The sequence below is a fragment of the Ensifer sp. SSB1 genome, assembly GCF_016652895.1.
Taxonomy (GTDB): Bacteria; Pseudomonadota; Alphaproteobacteria; order Rhizobiales; family Rhizobiaceae; genus Ensifer.
This window is the reverse complement of the sequence record NZ_JAEPRP010000019.1, coordinates 45,374-63,599: the sequence shown is the minus strand read 5'-3', so window position 1 is coordinate 63,599 and position 18,226 is coordinate 45,374. Positions and strand designations below refer to the sequence as shown.

Annotated in this window: 15 protein-coding genes and 2 pseudogenes; 9 read left to right on the top strand and 8 right to left on the bottom strand. The window is 61.2% G+C overall.

Annotation, left to right across the window (positions count from 1 at the left end; all coding sequences use genetic code 11):
* From I8N66_RS07310 to I8N66_RS07295, 4 genes and pseudogenes are all read left to right on the top strand, one after another.
* A pseudogene (locus tag I8N66_RS07310) lies at positions 1-532 on the top strand (ThiF family adenylyltransferase); the annotation flags it as partial.
* Positions 529-1,728 carry a hypothetical protein gene (locus I8N66_RS07305; protein ID WP_291151542.1) on the top strand — a complete coding sequence of 400 codons (1,200 nt, stop codon included), beginning with the start codon at positions 529-531 and terminating at the stop codon, positions 1,726-1,728. The pseudogene I8N66_RS07310 and the gene I8N66_RS07305, both read left to right, overlap by 4 nt.
* Positions 1,721-2,827: a GNAT family N-acetyltransferase gene (locus I8N66_RS07300; protein ID WP_291151539.1), complete on the top strand. Its 1,107-nt coding sequence runs from the start codon at positions 1,721-1,723 to the stop codon at positions 2,825-2,827. The genes I8N66_RS07305 and I8N66_RS07300 overlap by 8 nt, the downstream gene beginning before the upstream one ends.
* Positions 2,824-3,846, top strand: coding sequence for a hypothetical protein (locus tag I8N66_RS07295; protein WP_291151536.1), 1,023 nt, complete (start codon positions 2,824-2,826; stop codon positions 3,844-3,846). Before I8N66_RS07300 ends, I8N66_RS07295 begins: the two co-directional genes overlap by 4 nt.
* A 21-nt stretch (positions 3,847-3,867) precedes the next feature.
* Here I8N66_RS07295 and I8N66_RS07290 read toward each other — a convergent pair whose 3' ends face one another.
* From I8N66_RS07290 to I8N66_RS07280, 3 genes are all read right to left on the bottom strand, one after another.
* Positions 3,868-7,266, bottom strand: a complete 3,399-nt coding sequence (locus I8N66_RS07290) for an acyl-[ACP]--phospholipid O-acyltransferase (RefSeq protein ID WP_291151533.1) — start codon at positions 7,264-7,266, stop codon at positions 3,868-3,870.
* A gap of 92 nt (positions 7,267-7,358) precedes the next feature.
* Positions 7,359-7,637, bottom strand: coding sequence for a YiaA/YiaB family inner membrane protein (locus I8N66_RS07285; protein WP_113540199.1), 279 nt, complete (start codon positions 7,635-7,637; stop codon positions 7,359-7,361).
* A gap of 26 nt (positions 7,638-7,663) precedes the next feature.
* Entirely contained in the window at positions 7,664-8,350 is a 687-nt protein-coding gene (locus tag I8N66_RS07280; protein ID WP_291151527.1) for a PspA/IM30 family protein, read from the bottom strand.
* Positions 8,351-8,450: 100 nt separating this feature from the next.
* On the opposite strand from I8N66_RS07280, the gene I8N66_RS07275 reads away from it, so the two are divergent.
* A complete protein-coding gene (locus I8N66_RS07275) occupies positions 8,451-9,047 on the top strand; it encodes a TetR/AcrR family transcriptional regulator (RefSeq protein WP_291151555.1) in 597 nt (198 codons plus the stop codon).
* A 166-nt stretch (positions 9,048-9,213) separates the two neighbouring features.
* On the opposite strand, the gene I8N66_RS07270 is transcribed toward I8N66_RS07275, so the two are convergent.
* The 3 genes from I8N66_RS07270 to I8N66_RS07260 form a co-directional block, all read right to left on the bottom strand.
* Positions 9,214-9,513, bottom strand: coding sequence for a hypothetical protein (locus tag I8N66_RS07270; protein ID WP_113540227.1), 300 nt, complete (start codon positions 9,511-9,513; stop codon positions 9,214-9,216).
* 427 nt (positions 9,514-9,940) lie between these two features.
* A complete protein-coding gene (locus I8N66_RS07265; RefSeq protein ID WP_291151523.1) occupies positions 9,941-10,708 on the bottom strand; it encodes an EAL domain-containing protein in 768 nt (255 codons plus the stop codon).
* Between the two features lie 60 nt (positions 10,709-10,768).
* Positions 10,769-11,488 carry a hypothetical protein gene (locus I8N66_RS07260; RefSeq protein ID WP_291151520.1) on the bottom strand — a complete coding sequence of 240 codons (720 nt, stop codon included), beginning with the start codon at positions 11,486-11,488 and terminating at the stop codon, positions 10,769-10,771.
* A 292-nt stretch (positions 11,489-11,780) separates the two neighbouring features.
* Between I8N66_RS07260 and I8N66_RS07255 the strand changes: the two genes are divergently transcribed.
* Together I8N66_RS07255 and I8N66_RS07250 are read left to right on the top strand one after the other, a co-directional pair.
* Entirely contained in the window at positions 11,781-13,166 is a 1,386-nt protein-coding gene (locus tag I8N66_RS07255) for a sensor histidine kinase (protein WP_113540196.1), read from the top strand.
* A 2-nt stretch (positions 13,167-13,168) separates the two neighbouring features.
* Positions 13,169-13,810: a response regulator transcription factor gene (locus tag I8N66_RS07250; protein ID WP_113540225.1), complete on the top strand. Its 642-nt coding sequence runs from the start codon at positions 13,169-13,171 to the stop codon at positions 13,808-13,810.
* A 50-nt stretch (positions 13,811-13,860) separates the two neighbouring features.
* Here the strand turns inward: I8N66_RS07250 and I8N66_RS07245 are convergent, their stop codons facing one another.
* A complete protein-coding gene (locus tag I8N66_RS07245; RefSeq protein ID WP_291151516.1) occupies positions 13,861-14,331 on the bottom strand; it encodes a hypothetical protein in 471 nt (156 codons plus the stop codon).
* 1,289 nt (positions 14,332-15,620) lie between these two features.
* Positions 15,621-16,775 (bottom strand): cytochrome P450, encoded by a 1,155-nt coding sequence (locus tag I8N66_RS07240; RefSeq protein ID WP_291151513.1) that lies wholly within the window; start codon positions 16,773-16,775, stop codon positions 15,621-15,623.
* Positions 16,776-17,122: 347 nt separating this feature from the next.
* Here I8N66_RS07240 and I8N66_RS07235 point away from each other — a divergent pair, with 347 nt between their 5' ends.
* Together I8N66_RS07235 and I8N66_RS37510 are read left to right on the top strand one after the other, a co-directional pair.
* Positions 17,123-17,359, top strand: a complete 237-nt coding sequence (locus I8N66_RS07235; protein ID WP_113540193.1) for a hypothetical protein — start codon at positions 17,123-17,125, stop codon at positions 17,357-17,359.
* A gap of 301 nt (positions 17,360-17,660) precedes the next feature.
* Positions 17,661-18,215: pseudogene (locus tag I8N66_RS37510) on the top strand (flagellin/flagellar hook associated protein); the annotation flags it as partial.
* Positions 18,216-18,226: the final 11 nt, after the last annotated feature.

Here is an 18,226-nt window from a genome sequence, read left to right as displayed (position 1 = left end):
GGTGGCGCGCGCCGCCCGGGACATGGCCGGCGCCAGCCTGCTGCTCTATCGCATCTGCCGAGGTCGCGGCCGGACGGTGATCGATGCCTACGCGTCACCACTACCCTCTGTCTACGTGACGCGCCCGCAAGATCCGATGCCCGAGGAGCGGCTCGGCTATCCGACCGGCGGAACCGCCTGGAACGCGCTCACGACCGACCAACGGGCGGAAGCGTTCCTGCGTGAAGCGGAATACGTGATGGTCAATTCGTCGTCGCGTTACCATGTCGACCTGTCGCTCGCCGGCGAAGTGATTGCCGGCACCCGCAGTCGCATGTCGTTCGCACCGATGGTCATCTCCACCGGCACATTGATGGCCTACGAGGCGATCCACACGGTGCTCGGCCGTCCACAGTCCGCCGATTGCCGCGGCTGGTTCTTCAACCCGCATGCCGGCCGCGTGGAGCGTCCGCGCAGTGCGCTCGTTGCGGCGCTGCTGCGTCCACTGGTAAGGCGCCATCTGATGCGCCTTGCGGCTCCGGCAGCACCATGAACACGTCGCTGATTGCTGATAGTTTCGTTTCGCTGGCAGCGCTTGGCGGTCTGCTCGTGCTGATCGGCGTCATACGCAGTTTCGACGCGGCAAGCCCCCTGAACCGGCGGTTCCTCTTCGGCCTGCAGGTGCTGGCGGCGTTGATGGTGAGCCGGGTGCTCGCCTGGTGGACAGATCTTTTCATCTTCAAGGCTGCGACCATCATAACGGCGGGGCTCGTTCCGCTCTCGACCGTGCTTCTTGCCGAAGGCCTGTTGCGCCGCCATGCGCCAAGGACGACGAAGTGGATCGCTGCCGGTGGGGCGGCCACCTTCGTCGTCCTCGCATTCCTGCCGGTATCGCTCGCCGAACCCTGGCGGGTGGCGCTTTTGTTCCTCTATCAATTGGCCACCTTCGCGCTTGCCGGACACATGACGGTGACGCGCGATCAGACGAGCCTGTCGAAAGCAGAAAACCAGGCAATCGACCGCATTGCTCTCTCGCTGCTTCTGATCCTGCCACTTCTGGTCACCGATTTCCGTTCGGTCTACATCGACCAGCCGGTGCGACTTGGCGGCGTCGCGATCCTGTTCCTGTGCTGGCTGCTGATCAGCCTTGGCCAACGTGCCGTCGGACATCGCGACACCGTCGTTTCCTTCGTCATCCTGTTGACAATCGCCCTGCTCGCAGCCCTTGTCATTGGCCTCGAAAACGGGCTCGGGCCAGCCGCGCTGGTGCGTGCGGCAAGCGTTATTCTGAGTGCTGCCTTGCTTGGCGTGATCTGGAAGGACAGCATAAGCCTTCGCACCGAGCAACGGCGGCAGAGCCTGATCCGGCATCTGGCCGAAGACCGCATCGACGACACGCTCGGCTTCCTCACGGAATTGCAGAACCACCCGTTGGTGGATGGTGCGCTTCTGCTTGGCGAGGATGAGCTTTCCGACCTCGACTTGCCGGTGATCAAAGCACTCTTTGCGGCCCGGCCATTGCTGCGCGTTGCCGAAACGGGAAGCCTTTCTCAAGAGGATGCGGAGCAACTCGCCTGGCTGCTCGAAAAATACGAGGCAACCCACGTCATGTTGGTGTCGAGCCGACCATTCCGGCTGATTGCCCTTAACATGCCCTCGGTCTCAGCCACTCCGGGTGCAGAAACCGAATTGAAGGTCGTCCAGCGCATGGCGATGCTGATTTCCGAAAGAAACGCGCTGCATGATTGAGATCCGCACCGGCGATATCAACGCCTTCTTTGCCGCACCCTTTCAGATCTATGGTGCGCGGACACCCTATGTCTCGCCGATGCTGAGCGACCTCAAGCGCTTCCTTTCTGCCGAGAAGAATCCGCTGTTTGAGACGGCAGCAGACTTTGCCTATTTCACGGCCCATCAGGATGGTGCCGTGTGCGGGCGCATCACGGCGCATGTGCATCGCGCATCGAACGCACGGTTCGGCCTTGATCGGGCCCATTTCGGCTACTTCGACTGCGTCGACGATGAGCATGTTGCAGCCGCTCTGCTGGCGCAGGCCGAGGACTGGGCTCGGGCAAGGGGCTTTCAGGAAATCCTCGGAAACTTCAACCTGACCGCCATGCAGCAAATCGGCGTCATGACCGATGGCTTCGAGAACGCGCCCTATACGGATCAGATCTGGGGGCCGCCGTATCTGTCCCGTCTGCTGGAGCGCCGGGGATATTCCCCAAGCTTCCCGATGACCACATTCGAGATCGATGTCCGTACCGTCGCGATCGACGGATTGCTCGCCAGTGCGCAGATGCGCGCTCTTTTCGACGATGGTTTCCGCTTTTCGCCGATCCGCCGCGCGACGCTCGACCGGAGGCTGGAAGATTCCCGGCTGATCCTCAACGAAAGCTTCGCCGACAATCCGATGTTCGTGCCCGTCAGCCGGGCGGAATTCGAGTTCCAGGCCAAGGAGATGAAGTGGATTATGGACCCACGGATCTCGGCGGTAGCTGAAAAGGACGACATGCCTGCCGGCGCCGTGATCGCGATACCCGACGTCAACCCGATGCTGAGGGCAATGGGTTCGCGACTGGGCTTCAGCGCACCGTGGCATCTGATCAAACACCGCCTCCAGCGGCGACGTGCGGTTATCATATTCCAGGGTGTTAAACCCGAGCATCAGGGCCGCGGTCTCAATCCGCTGCTACTCGCCCACGTCCTCGGCGAAATGCGCCGTGCCGGCTACGAGACTGCCGGCGGCACCTGGATCGCGGATGTCAACGCGGCAAGCCTGAGGCAGGCGGAAAAAGCTGGTGCAAGGCCCCTGCACCGTCTGCATCTCTTCGGAAAATCGCTATGAACCGCATCGACGACGCCGCGCTCGCCGATCTGGCGGCAGAGGCCAACCTCGCCCCTTCCGTCCACAACACCCAGCCGGCGCGTTGGGCGCTCGACGAGGAAGGTCGCATCCTGCTTGCCGTCGACCTCTCCCGTCACCTCGGCGTCGGCGACCCGACCAGTCGCGATATGGGGCTTTCCTGCGGAGCGGCGCTCGAAGGCATGGTGATGGCACTCGCCGCGCGCGGGATCGGCGCGGCGATCGATGATCTCTGGACGGACAATCTACTCGAATGGAGACCCGGGTACCGCTTAGCGGCACGGCTAAGGCTTACCGGCGAGAACGCAGCGCCACCGGAGCTTTCCGAGTGGACCACCAGACGCTTCACATGGCGGGCGCGTTTCTCGCCAGCCTCGCCCGAACAGATCGAGAGGCTCGAGCACTGGGCTACCCAGGCGGCCGATGTGAGGCTTGCGTACGGCCACGACGACCTTGCCTTCATTGCGTCGCTGAACGACCGCGCAAGCCTCACAATCATGCGTGAACGCGCGTTCCGCGATGAACTCGCAAGGTGGATGCGGCTGTCATCCCGGCATCCGGCCTATTCCACTGACGGCCTCAACCTCACCGCATTGCAGATGGGGCGGCTGGAAGGGGCATTGGTGGGACATGTCCTCGCATCGCCGCTTTTCGACATTGCCGACCGCCTGGGGCTTGGCAGAGCCCTCGTCGCGGAATCGGCAAAGACCATGACAGCGACGGCCTGCATCCTATTCTACAGACCGGAGGGCGAGAGCCCGATCGTCTCGGGACAAGCCTTCTACCGTTTCTGGCTGGGCTTTACGAGATTTGGCCTTGCTGGGTGGCCGATGGCGGTGTTGGCCGATCTGCCCTTGGCTGCTGAGGCGTTGCATCAGCGCTTCCCACTGCCGCCAGGCCACCGGCTGATCAACGTGCTACGCGTCGGGCCGGCGCCGACGACCGTTCCCAAATACCGGCTTCCGGCATGTGATCTCCTGCTGAGCGGAGAGCCGGCCTGAGGCCGGCTCTCTTGTCGAGGCTCAGGCGGCGTCTTCGGTCTTCGCCGTCTCTGCCAAAAGCCTTTGCGCACTGACGAAATCGACCTTACCGGTACCAAGCACTGGTACGGCACCCACCCTCACGTCAGAGGGAACCATCATGTCCATGGCACCCTTGTCTTTGGCGAAGCGGAGGAAGGCGGCGCGTGTCGCACCGGGAGCATCGGTGAGCATGACCAGGCGTTCGCCCTTCTTGGCGTCGGGCAGCGACACGACGACTGTGAGATGACCCGGCCAGAACTCTCCGGCCAGCGCCTCCACAGCGCCAAGCGAAACCATCTCGCCACCGATCTTGGCAAAACGTTTGGCCCGTCCCCGGATGACGATGAAACCATCTTCATCAACCGTGACGATGTCGCCAGTGTCATGCCAGCCGTCGGGCGTCGGTTCGAGCACGCCGGGCGCTTCCACCCGGAGATAGCCGGCCATGACATTCGCGCCGCGGATGAAGAGACGACCGCCCTCAGTGACACCGGGTACGGCTTCGAGCCTGTACTCCATGCCCGGCATGATCTTGCCGACGCTGCCGGCCTTGTTGAACATCGGCGTGTTGAGCGCAATCACCGGCGCGGCCTCGGTCACGCCGTAGCCTTCGAGGATGCGGACACCGAATTTTTCCATGTAGAGCGCACGGGTGGTGGCCCTGACCGGCTCGGCACCGGCAAAGCAGTAGCGGATCGACCGGAAGTCATAGGGATGGGCCGTCCGGGCATAACCGTTCAGGAAGGTGTCGGTCCCGAAGATGATCGTCGCGTTGGACGCATAGATCAGCTCCGGGATGATCCGGTAGTGCAGCGGTGAAGGGTAGAAATATACCGGAACACCGGAGATGAGCGGCAGGACCGTACCGGCGGTGAGCCCGAAGGAATGGAACACCGGCAGGATGTTGAACACCTTGTCGCCCGAGTGGAAATCGATACGGGAAGCGGCTTGAGCTGCATTGGAAAGAATGTTGCGATGCGTCAGCACCACGCCTTTCGGTGTTCCCTCCGATCCGGAGGTGTAGAGAATGACGGCCGGTTCGTCAGCTGTGCGTCGCACAAGCGGCCGCCCCTTTCGCAAAAGACCGCGCAGCTTGTCGGCAAGACCGATCGTCTGGCGCAAATCATCGAGCCAGACGATGTCCACCGTCTTCGACAACTCCTCGACGACGGGCCCGAGCTTCGCCTGGGCGACGAAGGCGCGCGACGTCAGCACATGACGGACCTCGGCTGCCTTGCAGGCCGAAATGATGTTGGCAGCACCGGCCGTGAAGTTGAGCATGGCCGGCACCTTGCCGGCCGACATTACGCCGAGGATGGTGGCGACTGCACCGTTGGCGTTGGGCAGGAGAACGCCAAGCGTCTTTTCGGCAGGAAAGAGCGACTGGAACTTCGCGCCAAGCACGGCAGCGCCGGTGAGCAGCTTGCCGTAGGACAGGGAGCCGGTAACCGGATCCTGCACAGCCAGTTGCTTGAAGCCGCGCTCCTTGGCCGTCTTGATGACCTTCTCGAGGACCGTGGTGTCCGTATTCGTCGTACGGAACATCAGCATCGACATCACCTGGTAAAGCGCCGCCCCGGCCGCCATCCGGCGCTTGCGGCCCTTCAGCTCTTCCGGCACCGAGAGGCGAACCGGCTCCAGAATGGTGACCTTGACCTTCGGAAACAGGCGGCGACGAACGTGCAGGGCGCTGAGGCGCGAGAAGTAGCTCTTTTCCAACCCATCGATGCGCACCGGAACCACCATGGAGCCGGTTTTGTCAGCCACCATCGCGGCACCGTCATAGACCTTCATCAAGGCGCCGGTGACCGTGATGCGGCCCTCTGGAAAGATCACCAGCGGCTCGCCATTATTGACCGTCTTGATGAGCGTCCGGGTTGCCATCGGCTTCGAAGGATCCAGCGGCAGGAAGTTGCACATCTTCAGGAACGGCTTGACCCACCAAGCCTTGGCGATCGTGTAATCGACCGCGAAGGTTGGCTCCTCGTCGGTGAGCGCCAGCGCCAGCGCGCCGTCGAGGAAGGACACATGGTTGAGCGCAATGATCGGTGCGCGGCCTGCCTTCTTCAGGTTGTCGAGGCCTTCAACCTCCAACCGCAGGAAGGCACGGAAGAGGATGGAGACGAAATCGCGGAAAGCGTTGGTTGGCAGTGTGCGCAGCATGACCCAGGCCGCCACGGCATTGGCCAGCGCGAGGCCGGCGAAAAGCACGGGCGTTGATACGCCGGATGCCTGCAGGACGGCGACAAGGCCGCCACCGATCGTGATGAAGGCAGCAGAGAGCACGTTCGATGCGCCGATGACCCGCGAGCGCTGGTCTTCTTGCGCCCAGGCCTGAAGGGCCGCAAGCGTCGGCACAGCGAGGAAAGCCCCGGCGATTGCCATGCCGGCAAGATCGATGGCGATCCGCACCGTATAGGGACCGGCGAAGAAGGCGGAGAGCGTCTCAGTCGGGGCGACCGCACCGGCATGCCCGACGCACCAGGCGAGATCCAGGCCGAACAGCGCCATGATCAGCGTACCGGCTGGCGCCGGCAGCAGCACGATACGGCCCGCAGACATCCAGGCAGCGATTGCGGAGCCAACACCGATGGCCACGGCAAAGACAGCGAGATAGGCGGTAATTGCGGTTTCGTCGCCGCCGAGATGGTTCTTCACCATCGGTGGCAGCAGCGACAGCACGATAGCGCCCGCCAGCCAAAACCAGGCGGCCATCAGCGCCGTGCGCCAAAGCCGCCTGTCGCCACGCAGCGAAGCAACGAGCCGGCCAGTGGAGCGCAGGACGTTGCGATCGACGACAAGGTCCGGCGCCTTGGCGCCAAGACGCGGAATGTAGCGGCTCGAAAGCCAGCAGGCGAGCGCCAGGCCGAGCATCATCGGACCAAACAGCCAGGGATTGACGCCATCGGCCGCGGCAACCCCGGCGATGACGGTTCCGCTGAGAATGGCGATGAACGTCGCACCTTCGATCCAGGCGTTGGCACGCGGCAGTTCCTTGCGCTCCAGGTGATCGGGAAGGATGCCGTATTTGACCGGCCCGAAGAGCGCGGAGATGGCGCCGAACAGGAAGAGCGCAACCAGCAGAACCGCGATCGAGGAGAACGCAATCCCGACAACGGCAACAGCCGCGGCAGCGAGCTCCCAGCGCTTTAGTCGTTCGGCAACCACCGCCTTGTCGAACTTGTCGGCAAGTTGACCGCCAAGTGCGGAAAAGATCAGGAACGGGGCCATAAAGACGGCGCCGGCAAGAGTGACGAGCGATCCTGCATCATCGGCCGCCACGGTTGCAAGGATGAGGAAGACGAGCGTGTTCTTGAGAAAGTTATCGTTGAACGCCGACAGGAATTGCGTCCAGAAGAGCGGCGCAAAGCGCCGGGAAGTCATGAGATTGTCTTTCACGGATCGTCTCCCCATTTTTTGAGCGTTCTAGATGAAATTCGTTTCACGCTCGTTCACAGGTTGTGCATTGTGACGGCAGGGCTAATAATCGATTAAACTTCGTCGCCCTTGATGCCGAGCAGCAGCTTCTCCGTTTTTGCATCGTCGATCCTGCGAATGAGCTTTTCGGCTTCCAGATTGTCACGCAGCGTCTTGGTGACGTTTACGGCCGTCTGCAGGAGCATCAGAATGCCCATCGCAAGATAGCCTTTTCCCCACAGATCAATCGGCATCATATAGAGACCGATCACCACCATGAAGGCGGCCACGCCGAAGCTCACATAGGAGAAGGAGGTCCAGGCGGGGGAGTGTTTCATCAGGCTGTCATTCATCGTCGTTGTCCTTTGGAAATAAGGGGTCAAAGAGTTGAATTTGCTTTGGCGCGCAGGCGGTCGAGCACTTCATCGGCGCTGGTCACGAGAGGGCGCCCGCAACCGGCCGCCGCCAGTTTCTCCGCGAGCGCGGCTGGGTCGGGCCCCTCTGCCAACTCCGTCAGCGCTTCAGCCGTCAGTTCCGCCTCGCGCTGGTGCTTTTCGAGCCGCTGAAGCGTCGCCTCGGCATCGCTAAGCGTTGCGAGGTCGTTGCCGGGCGCATCGCGGGAAAGACGCCGCGTCCGGTCACGTGCCGCGGCAAGGCGTTCACCGCGGCGCAGCGCGGCCAGACGCGTTTCGCTCTGTCGCACCGCATGCCGCAATCGATCGATTCCCCTTGCAAATTCCGCTTGAACCTGGCGTGCGTTCTGCAATTCCGTTTCGAGCCGCGCAATCGAGGCAGCGGCTTCGGCTGCCAGATCCTCCCGCCCCTTTTCAAGGGCTGCGACGCCGCGTGCCTCGAGGTCTCCGATATGCGTGGAGAGCCTCTCGGCATTTTCCGTCTCCAGGCGATTCTGCGCGATGGCCAGAGCGACCGCCCGACGGGCATTCTCGACCCCTTGGGCGGCATCACGGATTTGCTGCGCAAGAATGGGTAGCGCGTGCCGATCGCCGAAGGCTTCCTCCGCCTCATGGGCGCGCCCCCGTAACAGCGTTACGATTTGTTTGAACATTTCCTCACCTCCATGTATGAACAATGTTCAAAAATCTTTTCGCACAAAAATGAACGACGTTCAACATAAAAATGAACATCGTTCAAAAATGAGGTGGCAGGTGGCTGGAAAGCGTGAAACGAAGAAGGAAGAGCTGAAGGCGAGGCTTGTTGCCGCTGGCACGGACCTTATCCAGGAGCAAGGTCTGAAGAGCCTGCGCGCCCGCGACATAGCCGAGCGCGCAGGTGCTGCGCTCGGTGGGCTCTACACGGTCTTCGATGATCTCGACGGACTGATCCTCCATGTCAATTCGGGTACACTGAAGCGCCTCGAAACCGCCCTCAACACCGCGGTACGGCCAGCGGCCGGAATCGAGGAAACCTTCCTGAGCCTATCGCTAGCCTATCTCCGATTTGCGCTCGCAGAGCGAAACCTGTGGTCGGCTCTTTTCGAACACCGGATGCCCGAGGGCGTCGCCGTTCCTGAATGGCACGTTGCCGAACACGCTTTTCTCATCGGTCTGATCGCAGCACCACTCGCCCGGCAATTGCACGACGCCTCTCCAGAAGACGTGGCAATTCGTGCTCGGACATTCTTCGCGGCCGTTCATGGCGTGATCTCTCTCAGCCTTGAAGGACGGTTCATCGGAATAACGCCCGAAGTGCTTGAGCGTGAGGTCACAGCGCTCGCCGGAATTCTTGCCAGGAGTGGGGACTGACATGTTCAGGCCGGGCTTGTCGGTTGCAGTCGGGACACTACGAGACCTTGAAGCATCTGCGGAGATCGCGTGTTCCCTGGATCTCGAATTCAAGGAACAAGGCAAGACCGCCCATTCATTGCGGATTGCGGTGACGGTTGGCTTGATGCCCCGTCGAACCTAGCGCTCAGAAGCTGCGGGGCGGCACGAAGAGACAGATCGTCCGCCCATGAGCGGAGCCGTTGACAGAGCACCGATGATACTTGCCATCCGGCGAGCGACGGAGGCGTCTGTCCGAATAGGGAATGAGTTCGCCAGTCGCTCTTACGATGATACCCCGGTTGCGTTCGTCAATCTCCGTCGCACTCACCTCACGACAATCAAGGTTCGAACAACAGGCGGCCGGATACGACCATCCGCTTGGCGCGTCATGCGCCGCCACGGCGGACGAGCAAAGGCAAAAGGCAATGAGGTGTAGGGCCCGCATCGTCACTTCCATTCGCAATGCGCCGCTCCGATAGACTACGGAGAAACTGCGATCGCGTCGAGGCGCCGCCCGAGGAAAGAAGTCTGAGACGAGGTCCGGTTCGTTCACACGACATAAGCGATGGAGGCCGGCGACGTCGTCGGTACAGAGGCGGGCGAGGCACCTAGGACTTAGGTCCGAAACGCGCAGGCAAAGGTCCTAGTTGCATTGCCGAATCCAAGCAGCCCTGCCATTGCGGGTTGAGCGCTAATGAGCATTTGGCGTTCGTGACCCCAGAGCGCGCCCCAGCCCCAAGCGACCCCAGCGCTCTGGGGTCCCCTGTGACCACGGCCGGCACAGGCACTCTCTTCAAGAAATTGGGACGATTTTCTCCAGACGCCAGCTTGCGAGGGCGAAGCCCCAAGCCGACGCGCGCACTGCCGTGTTTTCAGCAGACCATCATGTTTGCGCGATGGTGCACCTCTGCGCCATATAGTGGAGCGAGGGTGGGTTCGGAGAGCAGAAACCCTTGTACATGGGTCGCTCCAGCGGCTTGTGCAGCTTCGAACTGCGCATAGGTTTCCACGCCTTCGACGACCACTACCGGGGCGACACAGGATGCGAGGCCGACCATGTGCGAGAGAAACCGTTCCGCATCATTACGACCCAGGCGCAGGAAGAACCCGTCGATCTTCACGATATCGACGGGCAGCGACAGCAGTGCCTCAGGCGTCGAGAATCCTGTACCAAAATCGTCGACCGCAATTCTGTAGCCAAGCGCCTGCACGCTTTGAAGAAACCGGCTGGCCACCGGCAATCCCGACACCGGCAGACTTTCCGTCAGCTCGAGCACAAGGCGCGATGCAAACGTCGCGTTTGCAGACAGCAGATCGAAGAGAAGTGCTCTGTTGCGTTCATCAGCGATGCTCTCGACTGAAATATTGCACCCGAGCACGCCCGATTGCTGGCACGCGAGCCAGTGGAAAGCCAGCGCGAGCATATGCCTGTCGAGCACGGCAACACGGCCCGCCGCCTCCAGATAGCCGATGAATTCGCTGGCTGTCATGATCTCGCCATCGGGCTTGACGAGCCTTCCCAAGCATTCCGAATAAAGCACGCGGCCGACGTCGGCGACTGAGTTGATGTGTTGAAGTGAAAAGCCCACGCGCCCGTGCGTTACAGCGTGGTCGAAGGCTTCCGCAACACGATCGAACATTCAAACTCCACCCGGTTTGGCGGCCGGCCCGACAACATTCGACGGAACCGGCCCCATTGATTATTCAGCTACTTCCGCGTCCGGATCCGTTTCGTCCACCGGCGGCAGCGTTTCGCGGATTTCATCGATCTTGCCGACCGCGGGGCCAACACCGAGTATCTCCTTGGCGTCATCGACCATATCGTCGCTCACAACACCGTCCTTGGTGAAGCCGGCGAGCGCCTCGCGCAACGCTTCGTCGCTCAATGCCGGATCGGTGGGAATGGCGTCCACGCCGTTTTCAGCTTCAAACTCGGCATAGGCGATCGCGTAGGCCGAAATCCCGGCCATCTTCGGGTCGCTCGAATTGAGATAGGCGTGGTAGTTCCGGTTCAGTGAACGCAAGCCCGGTGCAGCACGCAGCGGTTCGGGTTCCACGACCGGATCCACCACCGGAGCTGATGTGACGACCTTCTCCGCCTTCGCCGGCTTGGAGGTCTTTTCCTTGCCTTTCGATGTGTGGGATTTCTGATGCGACTTCTCGCCGGACTTGTTGTCCTTGGTCTCCTTGCCGCCGCGGGAATTGCCGGAATTGCCGTGGCTGGAACTGCCGCCGCGATCGCTGCCGTGACCACCACCATGGTCACTACCGTGGCCGCCACCATGGTCGCCACCGTTGCCGCCACCATTGCCACCCTTGGCATAGGCGGAACTGTTCAGCCCCAAGCTACCAACAGCCGCGGGCGCGATTGCCAGCGTCAGTGCCATGATGCTTTGCGCGATTAGTTTCGTCGCAGCCATGAGAATCTCCTTGTTCATTCCGTTCATTCCAACGTGCTGCTCACGGTCCGCCTGGGGACCTGACGCACGATCATTGATGCAAGGACGATATCTGCGCCCCGGATGAGGCGCCATCGGCCCCAGACCATTGCCTCCCCGCTTGGGACTTAGGTCCGAGGCCACAGCATCAAAAGTCCGATCAAGAGCGCGTCGATGCGCCTGCCATTGACCGCGTCTCGAGAGTGGTTAGGTTGGCGTGGCCTTGCTACAATCGTCGCGCCGCACGAGCCGGCGGCCCGATCCGAGAGACCTGGTGCGCATCAATCAACTCATCACCCGCTGGAATTCTCAATCACTCGCGACACAGTTCCTGCTGATCGGGGGAGCCGTATCCGCATGTGCCATGGTGTTGATCGGCGCTTTTGTATCGAACAGGATCGAAGATGCGGTCACCCGAAACTCGGCAGCCACGACTGCTCTTTATGTCGATAGCGTGATCGCGCCGCTGCTTCCCGACATGCAGAAGAACGAAGTCCTCGACGGGACCGTGGCGCATGCGCTGGACGAGACGCTTGGCCAAGGCGCACTCGGTGACCGGCTTCTCTCGTTCCGTCTTTGGCGCGCGGACGGCACGGTGCTTTATTCGAATGACCGGGCCGATGTCGGCACAAAATCCGAACTCAGCGGGGAATTGCAAACTGCATTCTCCGGCAAGATGGCTGCGCGCTTCGATCAAGAAGGGGAAGCAACGGCTGACAAGGTATCGGGAGTGCCGGCGCTGGTGATCTACAATCCCGTCTTGCAGCCCTGGTCCGGACAGGTGGTTGCCGTGTCGGAGTTCCACGAAGTCGCCAACGAGTTTCAGCAAAGCCTCAATCAGGCGCGCATGCACACCTGGTTGGCGGTCGCCGCATTCACGCTTGCCTTTTTTGTCGTGCTTTCGGCGATCGTCTTTCGCGGCAGCAGGACGATCGAGAGCCAGCGCCATGCCCTCAATCAAAGGGTCGACGAACTCCAGGCATCGCTCACGCAGAACGAAAAATTGCGCGGTCGGCTCCAGCGCGCTTCGCAGCGCGCCACCGCACTGAACGAAAGCTATCTGCGACGGATCGGAGCGGACCTGCACGACGGCCCCGCCCAACTGGTGGCCTATGCCTCGCTCCGGTTGGACAGCGAGACCTTGAAGCGCGATACGACGCCGGCAGCCACGCGCGACCGCGAAATCGGCGCGATCAAGGCGAGCCTGGACGAAGCGATGCAGGAGATCCGCACGATCTGCGGTGGCCTGGTCCTGCCGCAGATCGAGACGGCAGGCCTGACTGAAATTCTGCAACGGTGCGTGAAGGCGCACCAGCAACGGACTGGCTCGCCGGTCGAACTCAACCTGGCGCGTCCCCCCGAGCGTCTGTCCCAGGCGGCGAAGATATGCATCTACCGTTTCGTGCAGGAGACGCTCAACAACGGCTATCGTCACGGGGGTGGTGTCGGGCAACGCGTGTCGCAGCGAACCGATGGCGACCGTGTCACGATCGAGGTTGTGGATAGGGGACCCGGTTTTGACCCGGACACAGTTCTGCCCACAAGTCTTGGTCTTGCCGGCCTCAGGGAACGGATCGAAAGTCTCGGAGGAACGTTCGAGCTCGTTGCGGCCGCGAGCGGCACAACCGTTCGCATGACAACCAGCGTCAAGGAGATATGACAATCATGGTGTCCATTCGCGTTGCTGTCGTCGACGATCATCCGTTGTTTCGGGAAGGCGTGACCCGCAGCCTGTCGGAGATAGAGGGCTTTGAAATCGTCGCCGAGGGCAGCTCCAAGGACGATGCCACTCAGATCGCGAAAAACCTCGCACCGGACGTCATGCTCATGGATATCTCCATGCCCGGTGGCGGCCTGGAGGCCATTCCGGCAGTCCTGGAAATCGCCCCATCGCAAAAGATCATCATGCTCACCGTTTCCGAAGACGGTGACGACGTCACAACCGCACTGGATCGCGGTGCTACCGGCTACGTGCTGAAGGGCGTCGGCGCGAGAACGCTTGCCGACGTTATTCGAACCGTGGCTTCGGGAGAGCGCTATGTGGCCCCGACCTTGTCGGCCAAGCTTTTGTCCAGCCGGACACCGGCGCCAAGCGGAAAATCCGGCATGGTCGCCAGCCTAACGCCACGCGAAAGGGAGGTTCTGGAACTTGTGGCAGCCGGCATGAGCAACAAGCATGTCGCCATCGAACTGGACCTGCAGGAAAAGACCGTAAAGCATCACATGACGCAGATCATGACGAAGCTGGACGTCGGCAACCGCACAGAAGCGGCCATGGTGCTGCGCGATGCGCGTGAAGTCTGATCCACGCTGACCAGAGAATGGCGCAACCGACTTCGCGTGCCACCGCTCACCTAATGCAAGAATGAATCTATGCGTTTTCTATCGGTTGCGGTCGCACGGCGGTTTATGATCGTGCGTCCGCGGGCGTCCTTCATGATGTAGCGGCCGCCTGCAATCTCTTCCGTGATACCGCCATCGTGGCGAACACCGACATCCGCTCCATTGGCCTTTGCGTTCCCGCGATTGGAGCTGTTGGAACGCTCGCTGTTGGAGTTGGAATTCCCTCCGCCGTTCCCGCCACCATTTCCTCCGCCGTTCCCACCGCCATTGCCGCCGCCGTTGCCACCGCCATTGCCGCCACCACCGCCGCCGCCGTTTCCGTTCCCACCGCCACCACCGTTTCCATTGCCATTGTTGGCGAAGGCAGCCGTCTTGACGAGCTTGAGGCCGGCACCCGACGTTTCGAGATTGTAAGGCAAAGTAACAGCGAGGGCGCAGACCGCCGGCCAGAATGCTGTCAGAACCATCCGACGCGTGATCATGTTTTCTCCAGGGCGTTTCGTGCGCAAAGCGCACTCAGCGCGGCGGGCAACAAACCGACTTTGCCCATGACCGCGATGCCCCGTCAACTCGCTCTAGCAAAGATCCTGCATGCCACGGACCTTTCCCCTGGGTCGGCAAGACCTTCGTCCCACCCAGGCCAGACTATGGTCGGACCGTTTTCAGGCGCGATCCTGCGGATCAACCTCGCTGTCACGCATCCGTCGTCTCTGGCTGCGCTGAGGTCAGGTCGTGCCCGACGCGCCGGCGTGGAAAAAAGACGGCTCCCGGAGGAGCCGCTGAGGTAACTGAAGGGCCACGTGTCGGGGCGCCGCATGCTGAAGCCCGTTCGACCTAGTATGAGGGGCATGTGGGGCAGGGCTGGAAATAGGTCGATCGCTGCTCCGGTCCGTGGAGCTTCCATGGAAGCTAGGGTGTGACCGAGGTTTCGCCATGGGACTTCAGTCCCATTCCTCGCGGCAAAGGTCTGAGGTCCGTTGTCACGCGTTCCCGTCGAACCTATTTCCTGATCATCCCATGGCACTTCGGCCGCTAACCGCCATGGGTAGGTAACGGCTTCAGAGCCGTCCCCGCCGGACGGCTCTGAAGCCGTTACCCGATCCATGAAGGCCCGGGGCAGTCGTTCTGAAGCGGAAAACCCGCGCAAGACGGTGCGTCTCTGAGGCGTGCGCCCGTCGGGCCGGCTGCCATTCCACTGCCGCTCGGGCGGATCGCCGCAAAAAAAGAGCCTCTACCGGCAAAGGCGAGGCTCAGTGGGTGCATGCAATTGGCCTCTGCAGCGGGGACTGCATCGAGGATCACAATCACAATGAGCAAAGGGTGGCAGGCACCCTCCCCAAAGACAACACCCCTAAACGGACTAGCCCCAATCAGTCGAAGGTATAATCGGATTGCCTTCGCAATAGAAAAACTCTCTCGAACGGCTGAGGAGCAGAATGCTCGCCGGCTTCGTTGCCGCGGTCCCGTTCCGTATAGGACCTAAGTCCTATCCGAGGCGGCAAAGGTCCTACCCGCCTTGTCGCGCAATTCAATTACAGAATAACCTAATACAACCTTGGCGACATCCACCGCCATGGTCGCAAACGTGGTTCCAGGGTCGCCTGCGACGCCTTTCCGGGCGGTTCTGGAACCACAGCATCAAAGCCCTGGCAGATGCATCGGCACTGAAGATGAGCCGGATGCCCCCACTCCCCGCACGTGAGATTGATGGTAAGAAGATCGGCCGTTCGGCCAATCCGCCACCCGGGCGTTGGACAAGAGCCGACTGCCGCTACGATAGCTGCATAGGAAGCGCGGCAAAACCGCTTGCCGGATAGACCGCCGTTATCGGCTGCCGACCGGGCGCCAGCGCGATCCACCGGGTACGGTTCAGGAGTTCCTCCACGAGCACGCGCAGCTCAAGGCGTGCCAGTTCCGCGCCTGGGCAGACATGGATACCACGGCCATAAAGGAGGTTCTCTTCGAGAAGCCGATCGAGGCGGAACTCATCCGGGTCGCCGAAGACCGCCTCGTCGCGGTTTGCAGACGCCCATATCACCGTGATGCGTTCGCCAGCAGCGATTTCGCGTCCCCCGATTTCCACGGAACGGGTCGCCACCCGCCGATTTGAAATGAGCGGTGCGTGCAGCCGCAAAATCTCGTCGATCGCGGCAGGCAACAGGTGCATGCCCTCCCGAAGACGCTGCTGAACCGCCGGATTTTCCGCGAAATAGTGGGCCAAAATACCGACGCAAGCAGTGATCGTGCCGAGTTCGCCAACCGTCCAGTTGCGCAGGATGCTCACGATCTCTTCATGGCTCAACGGCCGATCCCCGATCCTTTCTCTCAACAGAACGGTCGTGATGTCTTCCGGCACAGGACCGCCGTTTACGCGCCGCTCCGCCAGCAAATCGCAGATGTAGCCGTCAAACTCCAGCGCGATCGCTTCCATCACTTTCGTGTCTTTGGCCAGAGTCGCCTCGTGGTTCTTGCGAACCCACTCCAGCAGCGGCGCATGCAGGCGATCGGGCCAGCCAAGATACGCGCACTGGATTCGCACGGCGAAAAGCCTGGCAAGATCTGCGACCAGGTCGATCTCCCTGCCCCTTTGCAGGCCGTCTACCAGATCTGCGGCGATTGCGCGGCATTCCGGTTCAAATGCCTCAACGCGCGCGGCTTCAAAATGGCAATCGATCAGCTGCCGATAAGCCGTGTGCTGCGGCGGATCCATGCCGCTCGGTACCGACAAGTGGCTTGAGACAACGCTGCTGAATGTCTCGTGATCGTCCAGAACCTGCACGACATCGGTATGACGAAACAAGGACCAACCAAGAAAATCGCTATAGGCCACCGGACAATGCCGGCGCACCGCATCATAAGCGGCGATTTGGTCAGACAGGACAAGATCGGACCGGGGATCCCAGTCGGACTGCGGTTTCACTGACATTGTCGCTGTGCCTCCCCCTCTCAGCAATCTCCCCGACCACGGTTACACGATGGGGAGCTCGGGTACCGTGCTAGCGGCCCGAGCGGTGAGCGTCCTTGCGACGGCGCAAAGAGCGATGCAGCGGCCGTGTCTCGATTGGATGGAGAGGTGAAACGCCCGCCCTGAAGCATGAGGGCTGGCGCAACCCATTCCCGCCCCACGCCCTAGGGAACGCGTTGCTGGAAACTGTCGGGCTTCATTTAATGTGATATATTGCGAATGCAAAAGCTGCTGCCCGCCAGGGCCTTGCGTCGCCTTTATGGTAGCATCTGCATCGGGCAATTTCGCAAAACGCGGGAGGACGCGCCATGAAACAGAAACGCAGCATCTTGTTCGCGGCTGTCGTCGCTTCCATGGCAATCATCGCCCCCCATTCTTCTTCCGCGCAAGAATGCGACGGAGACTACTACACGGGCATTGGCGCAAACCAACACTACACGGGCAGCAAACGCCAACCTGCCAGTGCCTATCTCCTGAAGCACAGGACGAACCAGCAGCAGCCTCAGAGACCTTCGGATGACGCGGAAAACCGGTCGCCAGGTTGACGACCGGGCGCACGTCCGCCAATCGACGGACCGCGACAACTGACGCGTGGTTACGAAGGCAATGCGGCCTTCGCGACCGGTGATCGCCGCATCGCCCCCTAGAGCTCTGAAGACCATACGCTTCGGTCAATCTTTTCGAGTGGAGAGAGTGGGCCTCATCTGCCCCGGGGTATTTCTACCCTGCCAGTCAGCCGCTTCCGTTAAGGTTCTGCAAACCATAGTCGCCCGGTGGCTCGTGCGGCCTGGCTGGCATCATGACGATACCGTTCATTTCAAGAATTTATAGAAGCGGCGCTGTTTGATGACCAGTATCTTGACCAATCTTTCCGCAAAGGCGGCCCTTCAGACACTCAGGTCGATCAGTTCCGAGTTTACCAACACCCAGAGCGAGGCCAGTTCGGGGCTTCGCATCCGCACAGCCGCCGACAATGCCGCCTACTGGTCGATCTCAACGACCATGCGCTCCGACCGAATATCAATTTCCGCGGTGTCGGACGCCCTCGGTCTCGGCGCGGCCAAGGTCGATACCGCTTACGCCGGGATGGAAGCCGTCATAGACGTCCTCAACGAGTTCAAGGCGAAGCTCGTCGCCGCGAAGGAGCCCGGTGTCGACAAGGCGAAAGTTCAATCCGAACTCGACCAACTCAAGCAGATGATCGTAAGCATCGCCACATCTTCGAGCTTCGGCGGTCAGAACTGGCTGAATACGGACATCGGACAGATCTACGACATCGACATGAACAAGGTGTCGCTGGTTTCGTCTTTCTCCAGGTCGTCCGGCAGCGTTTCCGTAGGCACGATAGACCTTCACCTTGACGAGATCAGCCTATTCAACACCACGGGTGGAGGTCTGCTCCAGGCAGACCC